The sequence below is a fragment of the Prevotella melaninogenica genome, assembly GCF_013267595.1.
GTDB lineage: Bacteria > Bacteroidota > Bacteroidia > Bacteroidales > Bacteroidaceae > Prevotella > Prevotella melaninogenica_D.
Genome location: NZ_CP054010.1, coordinates 408,761 through 427,042, shown reverse-complemented (window position 1 = coordinate 427,042; position 18,282 = coordinate 408,761). Strand labels below are relative to the sequence as shown.

General features: G+C 40.9%; 14 protein-coding genes. 7 read left to right on the top strand and 7 right to left on the bottom strand.

Translation table 11 applies throughout. The features are described 5' to 3' along the window. Nucleotides 1–4 precede the first annotated feature (4 nt). Nucleotides 5–931, top strand: coding sequence for a DMT family transporter (locus tag FIU21_RS01665; protein WP_004359566.1), 927 nt, complete (start codon nt 5–7; stop codon nt 929–931). 171 nt (nt 932–1,102) lie between these two features. Continuing rightward, the gene (dapA, locus tag FIU21_RS01660; protein WP_004359564.1) at nt 1,103–1,987 is read left to right on the top strand and encodes a 4-hydroxy-tetrahydrodipicolinate synthase; all 885 of its coding nucleotides are present in this window, start codon (nt 1,103–1,105) and stop codon (nt 1,985–1,987) included. 527 nt (nt 1,988–2,514) lie between these two features. Here the strand turns inward: dapA and FIU21_RS01655 are convergent. Continuing rightward, nucleotides 2,515–2,805, bottom strand: coding sequence for a DciA family protein (locus tag FIU21_RS01655; RefSeq protein WP_004359561.1), 291 nt, complete (start codon nt 2,803–2,805; stop codon nt 2,515–2,517). Nucleotides 2,806–2,808: 3 nt separating this feature from the next. Then, nucleotides 2,809–3,915, bottom strand: coding sequence for a DNA replication/repair protein RecF (recF, locus tag FIU21_RS01650; RefSeq protein WP_004359559.1), 1,107 nt, complete (start codon nt 3,913–3,915; stop codon nt 2,809–2,811). Between the two features lie 299 nt (nt 3,916–4,214). Between recF and FIU21_RS01645 the strand changes: the two genes are divergently transcribed. Then, entirely contained in the window at nt 4,215–4,889 is a 675-nt protein-coding gene (locus tag FIU21_RS01645) for a tetratricopeptide repeat protein (protein WP_004359557.1), read from the top strand. A gap of 6 nt (nt 4,890–4,895) precedes the next feature. Continuing rightward, nucleotides 4,896–5,372 (top strand): 6,7-dimethyl-8-ribityllumazine synthase, encoded by a 477-nt coding sequence (gene ribH, locus FIU21_RS01640; protein WP_004359555.1) that lies wholly within the window; start codon nt 4,896–4,898, stop codon nt 5,370–5,372. 430 nt (nt 5,373–5,802) lie between these two features. On the opposite strand, the gene radA is transcribed toward ribH, so the two are convergent. Continuing rightward, nucleotides 5,803–7,203 carry a DNA repair protein RadA gene (gene radA / locus FIU21_RS01635; protein WP_004359554.1) on the bottom strand — a complete coding sequence of 467 codons (1,401 nt, stop codon included), beginning with the start codon at nt 7,201–7,203 and terminating at the stop codon, nt 5,803–5,805. A gap of 63 nt (nt 7,204–7,266) precedes the next feature. On the opposite strand from radA, the gene FIU21_RS01630 reads away from it, so the two are divergent. From FIU21_RS01630 to FIU21_RS01620, 3 genes are all read left to right on the top strand, one after another. Then, a complete protein-coding gene (locus FIU21_RS01630) occupies nt 7,267–8,187 on the top strand; it encodes an ABC transporter substrate-binding protein (RefSeq protein WP_004359552.1) in 921 nt (306 codons plus the stop codon). A 34-nt stretch (nt 8,188–8,221) separates the two neighbouring features. Next, the gene (locus tag FIU21_RS01625; protein ID WP_004359550.1) at nt 8,222–10,396 is read left to right on the top strand and encodes a tetratricopeptide repeat protein; all 2,175 of its coding nucleotides are present in this window, start codon (nt 8,222–8,224) and stop codon (nt 10,394–10,396) included. A gap of 99 nt (nt 10,397–10,495) precedes the next feature. Next, a complete protein-coding gene (locus tag FIU21_RS01620) occupies nt 10,496–11,110 on the top strand; it encodes a DNA alkylation repair protein (RefSeq protein WP_004359548.1) in 615 nt (204 codons plus the stop codon). 853 nt (nt 11,111–11,963) lie between these two features. On the opposite strand, the gene FIU21_RS01615 is transcribed toward FIU21_RS01620, so the two are convergent. From FIU21_RS01615 to FIU21_RS01600, 4 genes are all read right to left on the bottom strand, one after another. After that, on the bottom strand, nt 11,964–13,421 hold the full coding sequence (locus FIU21_RS01615; RefSeq protein WP_172891275.1) for an IS4 family transposase: 1,458 nt from the start codon (nt 13,419–13,421) through the stop codon (nt 11,964–11,966). Nucleotides 13,422–13,846: 425 nt separating this feature from the next. Continuing rightward, nucleotides 13,847–14,659 (bottom strand): hypothetical protein, encoded by an 813-nt coding sequence (locus tag FIU21_RS01610; protein ID WP_004359546.1) that lies wholly within the window; start codon nt 14,657–14,659, stop codon nt 13,847–13,849. Between the two features lie 153 nt (nt 14,660–14,812). Continuing rightward, nucleotides 14,813–15,793, bottom strand: coding sequence for a CapA family protein (locus FIU21_RS01605; protein ID WP_004359544.1), 981 nt, complete (start codon nt 15,791–15,793; stop codon nt 14,813–14,815). Continuing rightward, nucleotides 15,759–18,272 (bottom strand): DUF3160 domain-containing protein, encoded by a 2,514-nt coding sequence (locus FIU21_RS01600; RefSeq protein WP_036885947.1) that lies wholly within the window; start codon nt 18,270–18,272, stop codon nt 15,759–15,761. The genes FIU21_RS01605 and FIU21_RS01600 overlap by 35 nt, the downstream gene beginning before the upstream one ends. Nucleotides 18,273–18,282: the final 10 nt, after the last annotated feature.

Below are 18,282 nucleotides of genomic sequence, written 5' to 3'. Positions count from 1 at the left end.
GCTTATGTGGATTCTTTTGGCTTTTGTTTCAGCAACATTGCTGGGACTTTATGATACGTCGAAGAAGTTTTCTCTCCGTGGGAATGATGTCATACCTGTACTCTTTCTCAATACACTCTTTTGTTCGGCAATCTTTCTGCCATTGATATTATTGTCACAATATACCCATGTACTCGATTCCAGTATCTTTCATGTCGGAACTGGTGGGTGGGAGATGCACCGATGGATCATACTAAAGAGCGTTATTGTACTCCTTTCTTGGGTATTCGGTTATTTTGCGATTGCACAGCTACCCTTAACGATTGTCGGTCCAATCAACGCTACACGTCCAGTGATGACACTTGTCGGTGCTATGCTTGTCTTTGGCGAACGACTAAATACTTGGCAATGGATTGGTGTCAGTCTGGCTATTATTTCCCTGTTCCTATTGGCAAGAAGCGGTAAGAGAGAGGGTATAGACTTCAAGCATAACAAGTGGATCTTCTTCTTGGTATTGGCAGCCATGATGGGAACATGTAGTGGACTGCTTGATAAATATCTGATGGCAAGCCCTGAGAATGGTGGGGTAGGGCTCGATCGTATGATGGCACAGAGTTGGTATAATATCTATCAATGTATCATGATGGGTGTAGTTCTCCTTGTCTATATCTTCAATCAGAGAAAGAAAGCAGAGCGTACAGCCCATTTCTCATGGAAGTGGTCTATCCTGCTCATATCTATATTCCTATCAATGGCAGACTTTGCCTACTTTTATACACTCTCATTACCAGGTGCGCTGATTTCCATTGTGTCAATGGTACGTCGTGGTTCCGTCCTCGTATCGTTCTTATGTGGTGCATTACTGTTTAGAGAAAAGAACTTAAAAGCAAAGGCAATCGACTTATGTTTTGTTCTCCTTGGAATGATATTCCTATGGATTGGCTCACGTTAAGATGATGACTTACTCTTTAAGATAAAGGATAAAAGTCTTTGGTTATTGATAAATATTTGCTATATTTGCAACGATATTGGTAGACGCCTTTCAGCGTTTAATATGAATAGGACTGCACATTAACTCCCCATGGAGTCTTTACCGTGAGTCTCTTAAAAGACGATAATTACTATGCAGAATGTTTTTCATGGATTAGGTATAGCATTGATAACTCCATTTAAGGAAGATCTCAGTATTGATTATGAAGCACTTGAAAACTTGGTTAACTACCATTTAGATAACGGTGCTGACTTCTTCTGCATTCTTGCTACTACTGGTGAGTCTCCTTGTCTTTCGCGTGAAGAAAAGGATCAACTGACTGCTGTCATTAAACGAATCGTTAATGGTCGTGTGCCAATCCTAAAGTATTGTGGTGGAAACAATACTGCTGCTGTTGTAGAAGAAATTAAAACGACTGATTGGAGTGGTATTGATGGTATTCTTAGCATCTGTCCTTATTATAATAAACCAAGTCAGGAGGGACTTTATCAGCATTTTAAAGCTATCGCAAAGGCAAGTCCACTGCCGATTGTCCTGTATAATGTGCCTGGTCGTGTTGGGGTCAATATGACTGCAGAGACAACAGTTCGTATTGCTTCAGGGTTTTCTAATGTTGTTGCTATCAAAGAGGCGTCAGGTAACTTAGAGCAGGTAGACGAGATTATTAAGAACAAACCAAAGCACTTTGAGGTTATCAGTGGTGACGATGCCTTGACCTTCCCAATGATAGCAAGTGGTGCAGTAGGTGTTATCTCAGTTATTGGTAATGCCCTGCCTAAGGAGTTCTCACGTATGATTCGTTTGGAATTTAAGGGCGAGTATGAGCCAGCACGCAAGATACATCATCAGTTTACTGAGCTTTACAAACTTCTCTTCGTTGATGGTAATCCTGCTGGTTGTAAGGCACTCTTGAATGATATGGGTATGATAGAGAATGTCTTGCGTCTTCCTTTAGTTCCAACACGTATTGAGACAAAGCAGAAGATGAATGAGATTCTCAAAGGAATGAGAATCTAACAATAATAAGTATCAGAATCGTAGTATAACAAAAGGGCAGGTGACTGCCCTTTTATATTGGTTATAAAAGTAAAGAGCACGATAGAAACTCTATTATGCTCTTTCTTATTTCTTGTGTGAAATGTCTGTTTTATGCTTGATTTTTGGTTCATGCCTCACGGCAATCCCCAATCATCTTGCATCATTGTTATCCTTAATCAATCCTTTTTATTACCTTAACTAAAAACCTATTTGTGTTATTTGAACAATCTCTTTTGTTCTACCTTAAACTAAATAACTAAAAACCTAAATCTATTACTACTAACCTAAACAATCTATTATTTGTCTTTTGACGATGCAAAGGTAAGCATTGTTTGCGCACACACCAAATAATTCACGCATAAATTTCCTTCAATTTGTTGTTTCTTGATTTGTATCAATTACAAATAATGAAAACAGTTGCAAAGAGAGAGGAATGATAACGAGTAAATATCCCATTACTTCTTTGATTATATAAGTTTGTTATTTCCTATGATAGAAAGGGCGATTTAGTAGATTTTCACTTCGGAAATAACCATAGAACCAACTGCAGCATTAAGTTTCTTGACTAAGTCTGATTGCATCATGCAGAGGTTGGCACGTAAAGCTGGGTTTATAATCTTTACGAATAGAGTTTGATTTTTGATAAACTTCTCTTGTGTGTATCGAGCAACAGTCTCACCAGCCACAGCGTCCCATGCAGCAATAATACGTTTCTGTAGTAGGGGAGACTCAAGTCCTTCTTGGCGTAAGAACTGATTGAGCAAGTCATCTAATGGTTGTACTTTCCGTCTAAACATATCTTATCCTTCTCTTTCGTTTATTTCTCCACCTTCTACAGAGAACAGCTTGTAATTGAAGCCACTACCTTGTAGAATTTTATCTAAGTGATCACGGTTCGTATCTGTGATGAAAATCTGTCCGAAATCATCACCAGAAACCAAGCGTACTATCTGTTCTACTCGACTACTATCGAGCTTATCAAAGATGTCATCAAGCAATAATAATGGTGTGTTATTACCTGCTGTGCGTCTAAGGAAATCAAACTGTGCAAGCTTCAGCGCTAATACGTATGTCTTATTTTGTCCCTGACTTCCTTCTCGTTTCATAGGATAGCCACCAAGTTTCATCACTAAGTCATCCTTATGCGTGCCATGAAGCGAATAGCCCATAATACGGTCTTTTGCTCGATCACGCTGAATAACGTCTAATAAGTCGCCACGCTGACAATGCGAAACATATTCGAGTGACACCTGTTCTCGCTCACTGCAGATAGTCTGATAGATACGTTGGAAAACAGGGGTTAGCTCCTCTACGAAGGCAGCCCGCTTCTTATATACTGCTTCACCATGCTCTGCCATCTGCATCTCAAGTAGTTCCAGAAGAGTAGCATCTGGTTCTTCCTCTTGCTTCAGCAAGCTATTACGCTGTTGTAAAGCCTTATTATATCGGCTGAGCGATTCTATATAAGGTGTGTCGTATTGCGAGATAACCACATCCATCAGCTTTCTTCGCTCTTCGCTTCCTCCTTCAATAAGGGTCGCATCAGCTGGAGAAACAAAAATCAATGGCACCAGTCCGATATGCTGTGACAGTCGTTTATATTCTTTCTTATTGCGTTTAAAATGCTTCTTTGAGCCACGCTTCATACCGCAGTACACCTGTTCATGCTCACCAGCATCCGTACAATAATCCCCTTCCAGTACAAAGTAGTCTGCATCATGGCGCATCACTTCCGAATCCTTTGGGTTAAAAGCACTCTTACAGAACGAAAGATAATAGACTGCATCAAGCAGATTAGTCTTTCCCTCACCATTATGTCCAATAAAACAGTTAAGCTTAGCCGACAAGTTTAATGTTGCCGCCTGAATATTCTTATAGTTTATAATGGATAGTTTCTCTAATTGCATTGTCTTATTTTATTGCTTGAATGTTAAGGAGATGAATGTGAGTGAATGCTCCTTATGACTAAAAGAACTGTAAAGAAACAACTCCTCCTCTGTTAAGAGAATAAAAAGTAGAGTTAATCCGATTAACCTTTAAACGCTATATTATTCCATTCCATTCTCTGCAAAGTTAACTCATTTCCGTTCAATAAAAGAAAAAAGTCGTTGATAAATTTCAATATATGCGACTTTTTGATTAATTTTGTCCCGCTATAATGCGTACCTTACAGTTTAGAATAAAATAAAAACATCATAACGTAAAAATGGTAAACAACAAAGAACAGGGTACATACGAAGATACCCTTAACAAATCAGAGGCTACGTTCTTGAAGTACAAGAAGCCTTTCATTATCGCTATCGTTGCTATCGTAGTGGTTGTAGCTGGCTTTATCCTTTACAAAAACTACATTTCTGCTCCACGTGAGGCAGAGGCAAGTACTGAGTTGGCTAAGAGTCAGACACTCTTCAACAGTCAGCAGTATGACCAGGCTCTCGCTGGTTTCCAGAAGGTTCAGAGTGACTATAGCAGCACTGATGCTGGCAACCTTGCAAACCTTTATGTTGCACTTTGCTATGCACATCAGGCTAAGCCAAACTGGGCAAAGGCGTTGGAGAACGCAGAGAAGTTTAGCACAAGCGACGACGAGATGATTAGTCCAGCTTCTCAGATGGCACTTGGTGATATCTATGCTAACAACAACCAGAATGATAAGGCTGTTGAGTGCTTCAAGAAAGCTGCAAAGATGGCTAACTCTGAGGCTGCTGATAACACGAATCTCACTATTGCTCCATTAGCATTGCGCAAGGCTGGTGTCCTCCTCGAGAGCGAAGGTAAGAAGGCTGATGCACTTGAGATTTACAAGGATATCAAGAATACTTACGTCAACTCTCCTATCTATCAGGATATTGACAAGTATATTGAGCGTGCTTCTAACTAAGCAAACATGGCAACAGAACTTCATCATTTATCCGACTACGATGCGCAGAGTGTACCAGATGCAAGTAACATGTGCTTTGGTATCGTTGTAGCTGAGTGGAATCCGGAGATTACTGGTGCCTTGCTTGATGGTGCTGTAAAGACACTCGAGAAGCATGGTGCTATTCCAGAGAATATTCATATTAAGACTGTTCCTGGTAGCTTTGAACTCATTTATGGTGCACAGATGATGACTAAGAATGACGGTTTCGATGCTGTTATTATTCTTGGAAGTGTTATCCGCGGTGAAACACCTCATTTTGACTATATCTGTGAGGGTGTGACATACGGAATAGCTCATCTCAACGCATCACAAAATATTCCTGTTATCTATGGTCTTCTGACAACCAACGATCTCCAGCAGGCTAAGGATCGCAGTGGTGGCAGACTTGGAAACAAGGGTGATGAGTGTGCGATTGATGCTATCAAGATGGCTAAGTTCTAAAGCAATAGTTTAAAAAGAAAATATTAAAGGCAGTAGCAATGGTTTTATCCCATTAGCTACTGCCTTTTTTGTTTGTATCTGTTCGGATGGTTTTATTCTTTAAATAGCCCTTAATTTGCGTTTATTGCATGCTGAATTATCTTTACATTATCCCCTTGTGTTTTACTCAAAGAAACAGTGAGATAACGCCACTTTGAGCGTCTTTGTAACTCTTTAGTTATAAAGGAGTTGTAAGTGTCTATTCGAAAAGGTGCTTAATTGGACTTCAATAGGGCGTTAGTTAGACCTCAAAAGGGCGTCTTTTGAAAGCCAATTAAGCCTTAATTCAAGTCCAATTAAGCACCACTTAGAATATTGGGTACTGAATTTTTATTACAAAAACGAGATGTTGTGTGTTGTGAGAGTTCGTCTCAAAGTATTCATTTTCGTTTTATCCAAACAATGCTCTGAGTGCTTCTTCAACCTTTCTTACGGGGTGAAGTTGTATATTGTACTTACCTGTAAGTCCTGAAAGGTTATACTTTGGAATAATGATATGGCTAAAACCTAATTTCTCAGCTTCTGCAATGCGCTGCTCAATACGGCTGATAGGACGTACTTCGCCACTCAATCCGACCTCACCACACATACACCAGCCTTGTTCTATTGGTGTGTCAACATTCGATGAAAGTACGGCAGCAATGACACTGAGGTCCATCGCCATGTCTGTCACACGTAAACCACCTGCAATGTTCAGGAAGACATCCTTCTGCATCAGCTTAAAACCGACACGTTTCTCTAATACAGCGAGGAGCATGTTAAGGCGTCTTTGGTCGAAACCTGTGGCTGAACGCTGTGGAGTTCCATAGGCAGCTGATGATACAAGTGCTTGTGTCTCAACAAGGAAAGGACGTGCACCTTCGATAGTACTTGAGATAGCAACACCCGATAATCCCTCATGGTCTTCCGTAAGAAGAAGTTCGGAAGGGTTGCTAACCTCACGAAGTCCCTGCTGTTCCATCTCATAAATACCGAGTTCTGAAGTAGAACCAAAGCGGTTTTTTATGCTTCGGAGGATTCGATACATATAATGTTGATCGCCTTCAAACTGAATCACGGTGTCAACAATATGCTCTAATATCTTTGGTCCAGCAATGCTTCCCTCTTTATTGATATGTCCAATGAGAATCACAGGAACGCCACTTGTCTTGGCAAAGCGTAGAAGAGCTGATGCACATTCGCGTACTTGAGTAATGTTTCCGGGACTACTGTCAACGTCTTCTGTTGAGATAGTCTGGATTGAGTCTATCACAACAAGCTCTGGCTGTACGTCACGAATATGCTCAAAAATATGTTCTAAGGATGTTTCCGACAAGATAATGATGTTTTCTGCAATATCTTTGGAAATACGTTCGGCACGCATCTTTATCTGATGAGGACTTTCCTCACCGCTGACATAGAGTACACGTTGCGTCATGTGGAGTATTGTCTGCAGTGTCAGCGTACTCTTACCAATACCGGGTTCGCCACCAAGTAGTACGATACTACCCGGTACCAAGCCGCCACCTAACACACGGTTAAGTTCACCATCGTGCATGTCTATGCGTGGGTCATCGTGAGATGAAATGTCACGGAGACGCTGTGGCTTATTTGCTAAAGCCGAAACAGAGCCGCCAGAAGCCGCATTGCGCAATGTTGTTGCGGCATTGCGTGCAGCTTGTGAACCCGTATCAGCAGCGATACGGAACTCCTTGAATGTGTTCCACTGCCCACAGTTGGGGCATTTACCAATCCATTTTGGACTTTCCTGTCCACAATTACTGCAGACGAAAGCTATCTTGTCCTTTGCCATAAGTAAGACAAAAGTAATAAGATTTTTCTTAGTTACAAAATTTATTCTTAATTTTGCAACTATATGAAACGTATTAATTACCTGCTCATACTGGCTGTGCTTACCTTTGTCAGCTGCGGTAAGAGCGACAAGGAGCTGCAGGCTGAACGTCAGGCACAGAAGGTTGCTGAGCGTGAAGCTTATCAGAAAGCTTATAAAATAGCTGTTATGCCTACGATGGATTGCCTTCCGGCGTATCTATTGAAGGATAGCTTGTTATATGATACAGCGAAGGTTGACATTAGACTTTGTAGGTTTAATGCACAGATGGATTGCGATACGGCTATGATTGGGGGAAGTGTACAAGCTGCTTTCAGCGACCTCGTTCGTACAGAAAGACTGAAACATAGAAACAAGGTGCTGATGCACTATCTGACAGATACGAATCTTAATTGGCAACTGATTGCTGACAAGGATTCGAAGTTGAAGCAACTCTCTGACCTAAGTGATAAGATTGTTGCTATGACTCGTTTCTCTGGAACTGACCTTCTGACTGATATGGCGGTGAAGAAGGCTAAGCCTAAGTATCAAGTCTTTCGTGTACAGGTTAATGATGTACTGGTGAGACTTGCTATGTTGCAGAACCATGAGATTGATGCTTACTGGTTTGCTGAACCACAGATAACAAAGGCTTTGTCAGCAGATAATAACTCCCTTTTCAATTCGGAAGATGCTGGTGTACACCTTGGTGTGGTGGCTATAATGGATAAAGTGCGTCGTCAAGATGAAGAAGCAGCCTTTGCAGCGGCTTATGATAAGGCTGTAGAGCAAATCAATAAGAATGGTGTGAAGTATTATTCTGCCTTGATTCAGAAGTATATGAAGGTTGATGAGTCTGTTGTACGTGCATTACCTGACATCAAATATACGAAGATTGGACCACCACGTAAGGCAGACTTGCTCATGGCACGCAACTTTCTTAGCAGTGGTAAGGTTAGTAAGTAAGAACTGAATAGTAATCATATAAAGGAGTAGGGAAGTGAATGTAGAGGAGATTCTTAGCAAGGCTATAAACTGTTTAATGGACAGAAGGTTGAGTAATGCCATTGAGGTATTAGAGCAACTTTATGTTCAGCGTCCATCACTTATGGGTCACAGTGAGTTTGAAGCTATCAAAACTGATTATCAGTTGATGGTAGACTATATGGGAAGGGGCTTCTCAGATAGTCATCGTGAATCACTCTACAGCACATTGTTGCAGCGACTTTACCGTGTTGCTGCCGACCTTGAGATTAGCTGGCGATGCAAGAATGTTAGTGCATACGTTAACTCTTTTAGGGTAATTGACCACCTGAATACCAGCCATGACTTCGTTCGTACAGTGTTAGAATCTTTTGTTTCAGACATCGCTATGCTCTCACTTCAACCAGAAGAAACAAGAGAACAGAAGAGTACTGAGTTATATGATCGTCACCAATCGTTTATGAATCGTCTTTTTAGTGCCTTATGGACATCGTGTCAATGGACTGATGATGATTGTAAATTCTATACTGAGCTGCTCCTTTCTCCTACTGTTATGTCAACTGATCAGCAGGTAATTGTAAGTGCAATTAGCCTTGGTGCAATGAATCAGTTTGATATTAATAAGTTTAAAACACTTGTCAATGTATATCAGCAGGCTACAGACGAGCATGTAAGACAGCGTGCATTGGTGGGCTGGGTGTTAGCAGTCTTCGAAGGAATGGACATCTTCCCAGAGCAGGATGCGTTGATACGTGAGCTCTGTGAGAACCCTACCATCACTCGTGAATTACTGACTTTACAGATTCAGTTCTTCTATAGTAAGGATGCTGAGAAGGATAATGACAAGATTCAACGTGATATTATGCCTGATATCATGCGCAACTCTAATCTGACAATCGGGCGTCTTGGCATTATGGAAAAGGAAGAAGATGCGATAGAGAGTATCCTCCACCAAGATGCTGATGAGAAGCGCATGGAGCAGATGGAAGAGAAGGTACGCAAGATGATGGATATGCAGAAGCAAGGTTCTGATATCTATTTTGGCGGTTTCAGTCAGATGAAGCGATTCCCTTTCTTCAATGATATGGTGAATTGGTTCACTCCTTTCTACTTGAATCACCCTGCTTTACGCCCTGTGATAAGTAAATTAGGCGACACGAAGTTCTTAAATACTCTCATGGAAAGAAGTAATTTTTGTGAGTCGGATAGATACTCTTTTGCTTTTGCTTTAGAACAAATCATCAATCAGTTACCATCTGATATTAAGGAGGTAATAGGTTCTGATGCAATGTTAGGACCGTTGGCAGAAAGTGATGATGTGGAAGATGCTATTAGTATTCGTCGTACCTACTTACAAGACCTTTACCGTTTCTTCCGTCTTTATCATACAGCTAATGACTTTATTAATCCATTTGAGGATAATGGTAAGGGTGACTTTGTTGCTGATACCTTCTTCTTTACGTATAAATCCTTCATGGGTACAGGGCTCGATGATGTCAAGTTGCGCTTGGCTTCACACTTGTATAAGCATCAGCAGATGACGGAACTTGCAGAATTGCTCACTACTTTCCAGAGTGCAGACCCACGATATGCCATCTTAATGGGCTATACAAATATCCATATGGGTAAGGCTGAGTTTGCTTATCAGTTCTTCGACTATGCGTTGAAGGCTGAGCCTGATAATCAGTGGGCGCTGAAAGGAAAAGCAAGAGCAGCGCTTGACGCAGAGGATTATAAAACTGCAGAAGAGGTGTATACTGAGTTGCTGAAATTAGAACCAGGTCATAAGAATTACACAATGAACCGTTGTGTTGCTCTTTTGAAGTTAGGTAGGACGAGCGAGGTGCGTGAAGAGTTATTCCGTCTTGACTATCAATATCCGGAAGACATGAATGTGAAGCGTGTTCTTGCATGGGCAATGCTGTCGGATAATAGTCTTGATAAGGCTTCACTGTTGTATGATACGCTGTTAACATCAACTCCAGCACATGAGGATTATTTGAATGCAGGTTATTGTCAGTGGGCTATGGGTAATGTTCAACATGCTGTTGAATTGTTCCGTGAATGGATGGTAAAGAGTGGAAAGAGTACTGAACAATTATTAGAGGAGTTCCGTAGTGATGCTGATACATTGGAGATGTACGCTATTTCTGAAACTGACTGCTTTTTAATGTTGAGTTTAGTTGGTTAATATCAATTATCAATTGGTGTTCAAATACTTAATAATTAAACTGTTGTGGTATAGAAAAGCCATAATAGAATTTATCAATTTATATAGATTAATAGGATAATGAATGAACAGATACACGAGAAACTGAAAGAGATTAAACAGTCTTTCCGCCTCTTGATGAATGGAGTTGCATCGCACTCTATGCGTCAAAAGGGTGTTACGTATAAGATAAACTGGGGAGTACCAATCCCTGATTTGCAGAAGATGGCAGCTGAATATGGTAAGGATTATGAGCTCGCTATAGAACTATGGAAAGAGGATATTCGTGAGTGTCAGGTACTGGCTACGCTTATTATGCCAGCTGAGAAAATGGATGAAGACCTTGTGGAGGTATGGATGGAACGCCTTCGTACACAAGAAATGGCTGAGTTATTGGCGTTTAATCTTCTTCAGTATCTTGACTTTGCACCTGCTTTGGCATACAAGTGGATTGCTTCTGAACGTGATATGTATCAGCTTTGTGGCTATCAGTTGCTTGCTCGTTTGTTTGCTCGTGGTATGGAACCTAATGAGCGAGGAATTAATGAGTTCCTTGATCAGGCACACACAACGTTAGCAGGTGAGAGCCTACCATTGAGACATGCTGCATATAATTGTGTTCTAAGTTTCTGCGAATTAAGAGAAGACTTCGATACTATAGCACAGAAAGCGCTTGCTGATCTTAATATCCTTTAGTATAAAGTGATAGTAGAAAACTACTCTTTTATCAATAAGCTAAAGTAAGGATGTCTTCTTTTTAAGGCTTTATAATGTTTTGTTAGAAGAACTATTACAGTCTTTTTTCCTATACTCTACCAACGTATAGCTACTTTTCAAATGGCATATTGCTGCTTAGCACATGTGGTGCGGATGCTTAACACCATATGTGCGCATGCTTAGCACGAGGTGTGCGGATAGTTAACATCAACGATAATGAGGGCTAAATACTATGCAAAAGGGTGTTGGATTGAGAGAAAATTATTGTTAGAAAAGAGTAATAACATCCATAGAAAAAGCCGATACACCATTTAGTGCATCGCCTTTCCTTTTTTATTTGTCTGCTGTTAATCGTTTTCAACAGCTTACGATTTAATTTCTGGTCTTTTGTTTACTTGATAATTACTAATCAAGATTAATCTTCTTTGAAACAATCAATGCCTCTGCAATTACTGCTGCAACGATAGTAACAATACCAAATGTCAACATAATGTTATCCTCTCTTCTTTTGTGCGGAACCCCTTTGGTTCTGCGGTTATTACTTATTTTTCTTTGTTAATTCAGTGCAAAGTTAGGAAAGATATTTGACATAGCCAACTTTTTTAGTCTTGTTTGCAATATAACACGTGGATGCTTGATGTAAGTCAATAGTATTGACTATGGTCAAAAAGTAACTAAAAAGAGTTCAAAAAAGGTCGTATAAATTTGTTATGATTACTTAGAAAACGTATCTTTGCATACGATTAACTAAAGTTTCCCACCCCTCTATTTCATGGGTATTTCAACCAAACTGCTTTGCGAATACCCATGAACGTGAGCCGTTAACACTTGTCTAAAATATGTTTACGGTTGTGAGCTTTTCTTGTTGCCTGTCTTCCAATGCTTGGACCATAATCTCAAAGTTGTTCCGCATTGCTGAGTCGGTGACTATTAACTGCCCTATCTCACTAACAGAGAACCCAAGAACGTCACAAAGAGCAGCAAGCAATCTCTCTATGCAATTCAGCACACGATGCCATAACGTAAGTGCCATGACATCATCTTCCATGTCAGCAAACAATTCACCCATGGTCTCATACTCTGACATCCGTTTTTCTAACGACATCACGATATATGTAATGTAGCAGAGCGTTGCATCAGCAATCTGACCATCAAAGTCTCTCCCCATGTATGAGCCGAGTCCGAGATGTCCTTTTGTCTCCTTGTTGACCACTTCAATGTTCCATCGTATCTGGTATAACTCGAAGGCACGCACAAAGCTCATCGATAGATCCGTACTAAGCATGATGTTCCAAGTCTGTCGACGCCCATATTTAATCAGGTATATCCTGACTGGTATATTCCCCAGACAGCCCCTCAACTCAATGTACTGACACTTGTACTTCCGGCAGCATTTGGTACGTCTTGCATACATTGCTACGAGCTCAGCAGCATTGTGTCGCTTATTCTCCACAAAGTACTTTGTCTTTCCCATCTTTGCAAGACCAATGTAGTGTATAGCTCCGTTGCCTACTCTCCTGATTTCCTCAATGAACTTCTCACAGGCAAACCAACTATCCGCCAAGGCATAATGGGGATGAATACCTCTCTTCCACATGCGCTGGAGCATCCTTATGGCGGAGTCCATCTTGCTCATACCGCATTCTTGATTCCGCTCATACGCTGGGCTCTCTTTCATGCGTCTCTTGGAGAATCTGCTGCGGAGTGCCTTCTTGCCAAGTCCGCCGTCCCCTTTCTTTCCTAATTCCTCATGGATGGAGAAGTCGAACGGCAGAGAGGACTTACCATCGAAGAACAGGCACAAAAGAAGCTTGTAGCCTAAGACATAGTTCATTCGTACATGGTCGAAAACCTTGGTAATATGCTCAAACTTCCTACCAGTCTTTTCCAAGGTTGTATCGTCAAATATAACACAGGAGTTCTCGCTCTCTGTCTGAATGCCATTCTTACGGAGAATGCATTCAAAACGAAGAACAGTATAGCTAAGCAAACGACGCCAATTCATTGCCTGCCTGACCATCATACGATAATAGCAGTTCTTTCCAGTGGTGAGAAGATGGTAGAAATTCTTCTTGTATATGGAGTGTATCGTCTCACCATTAATACGGAAAAGACAAAGGGAAAGAATCTGTTGAACAGCAGAGATACCATCGTGTTTCTCCAAAGAAAGCCTACAGAGCAGACGTCCAAAACCAAATTTTGAGAAAAGTGAGAGAATATCGCTACTCATCTTACTTTTAACACTTAAAAGCTTGGATATCTCGCTTAAATTGTCTAATTTTGCATCCATAACAGTTACTCTTTAATTTGTTGATAATCAATGTAATAAAGCACTACAAAGTTACCAATAATTATTGAGAAACTGTTATTTTAAGCCAACTTTTTGAGGGTGGGAAACTTTAGCGATTAAGTATTTAAGATAACATACATTTATGGATAGGCTCATTATTAAGAACCAAGAGTTTGACAGTAGTATGGATGCTCGTTTCCTCGAGATTCAGAATGCTCGTCGTCAGGCTTTGGCTCAGAAGGCTAAAAAGCACTAAAACAAACGCCTCGCGTTAGTGGCTATTCGTAGCTCGGTAATGCGAATTAGGTAAGAAAACGTGTAGAAGATTAATCTTAGAAAACAAGAAAAGACCCAATCATCATTAAATGATTGGGTCTTTTCTTATAGTGATTTGGTTAATCACTTACTATCTTTATTATGCTTGTTTAGAAGTCGACATCCTCTCCAACCTCATCGGCTTGCATTTCCAAATCCTCTGGGTTGGTGTCGAATGTGGTACGATAGCTTTCTTCAGTGAGCTTGTCCTCATCGAAATCCTCATCGTCCTCATCGTCTGTATCTCTATCTTCTTCAGGCATCATTTCGTCTTCATTATCCAAATCCTTCAAGTTTTCTTCTTCTCCAATCTCATCAAATGATGAAAGTTTAGTAGTAAGTACGTTTGAAATTGGCTTTTCTTTAGCAAAGATAGCTTCTGTCCATGAGCCCTTTGAAATCTCAAGAACTTCGAAGCCATCAGCGACTTTCTTCTCATAAAGACCACCTGGTTTCTTCAGACGAACGGTCGGAAGCGTAGTTGTACTTATATCAAATCCACTTAAGATAATATCCTGTACGCTCTGTGGAAGGCTCTCCCAACCACCGCCAAAGTTACGCTCAAGTACTTCTATTAGCTTTTGAGCTGATATATGATGGATATTTTCCCAAGTTAAATCAGTAATACGTTGGATTGATTTTTTCTTTAAAGCCCATTTTACAGTGGTACCCTCATCAAGTCTAACTTGACCAACTTGGCAGCCACGTTCTTCGTATTTCTTGATAACTTCAGGCTTATCAACCTTAATTTCTTCTATGGTAAAGGCACTTTTGATTACATCAATATAATGACGCTCATTATCCCTTAAGTCGGCGTCACGTTCTGCTTGTGCCCAAAGGCGGAAGACATCGTTTTCCTGAATGTCCCACACATTGCTTTTTGTTAGATTCTTTAACGATAGTGCTTGTCCTTGTCGCTTCATATTGTGTTTACTTTTTCATTTTGCTTTATGGTATAGCTTTGTGCAAAGCCATACCCTCAGACCTGCTGCAAAAGTATATACTTAAACGTAAACTTCCAAACTTTTTCGCTGAAAAGTTATCCAAAAGTGAGAAATAAGCACAATTTGAAAACGCTATTTACTAAGGTAGGGTGTGCAGTTCTTGATTTCTATAGGTAAAGCCTTTGCTTTACACTTCTCTGCAGTGATGCTTAACTCCACAAGACAAGCCCGTGAATTCATTGGTTTTCTTTGGTCAAAGATAAAGTTTCCAATACCATAATAGATTGGTTTTTCTCGATATGTATCTAATGTTTGGAGCGTATGACTATGGTGTCCAACAATAGCATCAGCCCCTGCATCTATTAGTTTGTGTGCATCTTCACGCTGCTGTGGAGTGGCTCTGAAGTGGTGTTCCCATCCCCAATGTAGTATAAGGAGAATATAACAATTCTTATCTGTGGCTCGTAAGCGTTTAACTCGCATGATAAGACTATCTATACTCTCCTGACTAACACAAGGTTTTTGAGGAAGATAGAGGAAGTTTTCTAAGGGTAAACGTAGGGATGAAACTACCCAAACATGGCGTGGACTTGTAGAAATGAGTACTGGTTCTGCTGCTTCTTCCATATTCTTACCAGCCCCGATAGGTATCATTCCTGCTTTTTTAATCTGTTCTTGTGTGTCTAAAAGTCCTCTTCTTCCTTGGTCAATACTATGATTATTGGCTAAGTTGAGGTGTGTTATGCCATGACGACGTAATGAGGGCAACCATTCTGGTTCGCCTCTAAAGATGAAACGTTTGAACACTCGTTCCCTTATTTTGGTCACTGGGCACTCTAAATTGGCAATTACATAGTTGGAAGAGTGAAACAATGAGTCGATAGTAGGTGAGAAGAGAGCATCGACTCCCACCATATCAATCTTCTGTCTTACCCCTCTGTCAAGTAGGAGGTCACCTGTAATAACGATACGTAAGGTGTCGTCTACCTCTTTAGAAGTAGACTTCTTTTTGTCTATATTATTAACTCCTATCCCGTTGAAAGATAGTAGGATAGGAGTTAGCAAGCATATAATAACTTTAACAACCCGAGCTATAGAAGGTCTCTTCATCATCAGCACTCATTCCTTTTACTGGAGCTATGATCTCTTTCATCCATGATGGCGTTCCACCTGTTGGTGACTTCTTTAATTCCTCTTGCCATTCTTCGTCCGTCATGCGTGGGTCTGAAGTCAATCGAGTGAACTCACGGTAAGAGAAAACAGAGCCACGAGTGAGATAAAGGGAGCCGTCTATCTCAACAACTACGTATATTTCGTAAGCAGGACCAACACCTTCGTAAAGTACACACATGTCTTTCATAGCCACGTTTTCACCTGTAGCAGTGAAGACATCAGCAACAACTGCAACCTTCTTGTCGGTACTTACAACATCCGACCACCCCTGCAACATCTGGTTATCTTCACTGACAAGCTCCAAAGATATGTTCTCTACGGTCGAACCAATAATCTCCATCTGGTTATATTCCTCATCAGTTATCTTTCCACCATTCAGTTCTTTCTTACTGATATCACGGCAGAATTCAGCCATTTCCTTTATTCGTTCATATACAGCCTTTGCCTTTTCTGTCTGTAAATTGTAAGTTGTGAGGACTTTATCCATTCTTGTTACAAGTGCAATAGCTTTCTCCCAAAACTTTATGTTAGGCTCTACATAACCTTTCACGACAGGTGGCTCTGGACCTCCATCACCACACTCTGCCAACATAGGCTGCTTTGCGTAGAGGATAGCATCATGCTTTAACTCAGCCCAAGAAGCAAGTGCTGTGTTCAAATTCTTCTTCTGCCACTGTGGTGTCCGCATGAAATAAGGAAGCGACTGTGCGGTATCACCTAATGACTGGAGCGTGTACATCCATTGATTTGCTACACAAGCCTCCCACGGAGTATCAGCAACTTTCTTACGAGCTGTGGTTAATGCCTTAGGGAAATCCGCCCACTTCTGTGCTTCTTTCAGCTCATCCATGAGAATGCGTTCGGCACCTGGCAGTCCCATCACAGCCATCCAGTCGAGTCCCTTAGGGCATGGACGGAGAGAAACAGGGCTATCTTGATCCGTAGTAGCTATCAATGCCTCTGCATCAGGTTGATAACGCTGTGGCATAATGTCTACGACATATTTGCTACCATGTGTTTTCTTCAACTCGATGCGTGTTTGTTTTTTTGCAATACTTTCGATATCTTCTGTCAGCTTAGCCATATCTTTTTTCGAAGACAATAGCTTTTCTATAGGTAAGTTCGTTTCCTTAATAAGTTCCGCAACCTGTATTAGGGTAACATTATCAGGTGTTCCCATAAGATAAGTGATAGGTTCACTTACCTTGTCGTATATGATTTTGATCTTTGGTTGTTGATTGAAGACATTGGCGATAAGCGCAATCTGCTTCATCTTTGCAAGCTTGTCCGTGCCAAAATGGGCTGTTTGCAACCACATCATACCACGGAAGTAACGACTGCAAACCTTAGATCGGGTATAGTGACCGCGTGGACGGAAGAGCGAATAAGCAAACATTCCTCCTGGAGGAGCATATTCAAGCATCTCTGAATACCCATTCTCAGCCTCAAAGGCCTTATTAATTTCCTCCATTACCATTGTTTTGTAAGCTTCAGGAACATTCAATGTGGCAGCTGACGTAGGAGCCTTATCATGACTAAAGAGCCAAGATGCGACTTCAAACCATGCCTGACCATATTCCGCTGCAGCCTTTATATCTGTATTCTGACTGCTTGTCAGCGTCTTCATCTCTGCTCCCATTTTGGAAGAAAAGACAATCATCAGGGAGTCCAAGTGCTTTTCTTCCACATCACGCAACACACAATCAAAATAGAGATGGAAAAGTTGTAGATAGAGATCGGTGGTAACGAAGCTTGGGAAATCAGCATAATCATTCTTCTCATATACGTGGAAAAGCTGATTATGTTCGGCAGGAATGATTGCAAAACCATTCTGTCCCAACATGCTATATAGCTTTGGGTCAAACTCTTTTAGCTGGAAAGGGTTGATAAGATTCTTCATATTCACCACGTCCTTACTGTTCGCTGGTTTAAAGTTCAGCTTTCGTAATTCAGCTTCTCGTGCACGGATGCGCTCTGTAAAGGCAAGTTGTTCTTTCGTATAACGTGGTGAGAACTTCTTACCAGTGGTCTCTTCTTTTTCACCAACATCCCAAAGTGCATCGTTATACCATGTTGTTGTATTGTATAATGCACGTAAGGTTGCATCCTTGAAAGGGTATCCTTGCCTTGCAGCAAAGGCGTTTCTGATTGCACGTAGCTCTAAAAGATTGAGTTTAGAGATATCCATCTGCGTATCAATCTTACCCTTCAATTTTTCAATATTGACTTTTCCAGCACCAGGGAGAATAAGAGGCGTCTTCTTCTCTTGGGCACGTTCAATATATGCATCACCTGTGTTGCCATCAGTCTTTTCACTTTGTGCCCACGCAGTAGGTGAGACTAACAAGATTAGTAATGCAATAGCTACAGCTCTAAATGCGTTCTTTTGCATTCGCTTGTGATAGGGATTGTGTTTCATCTTGTTTTGG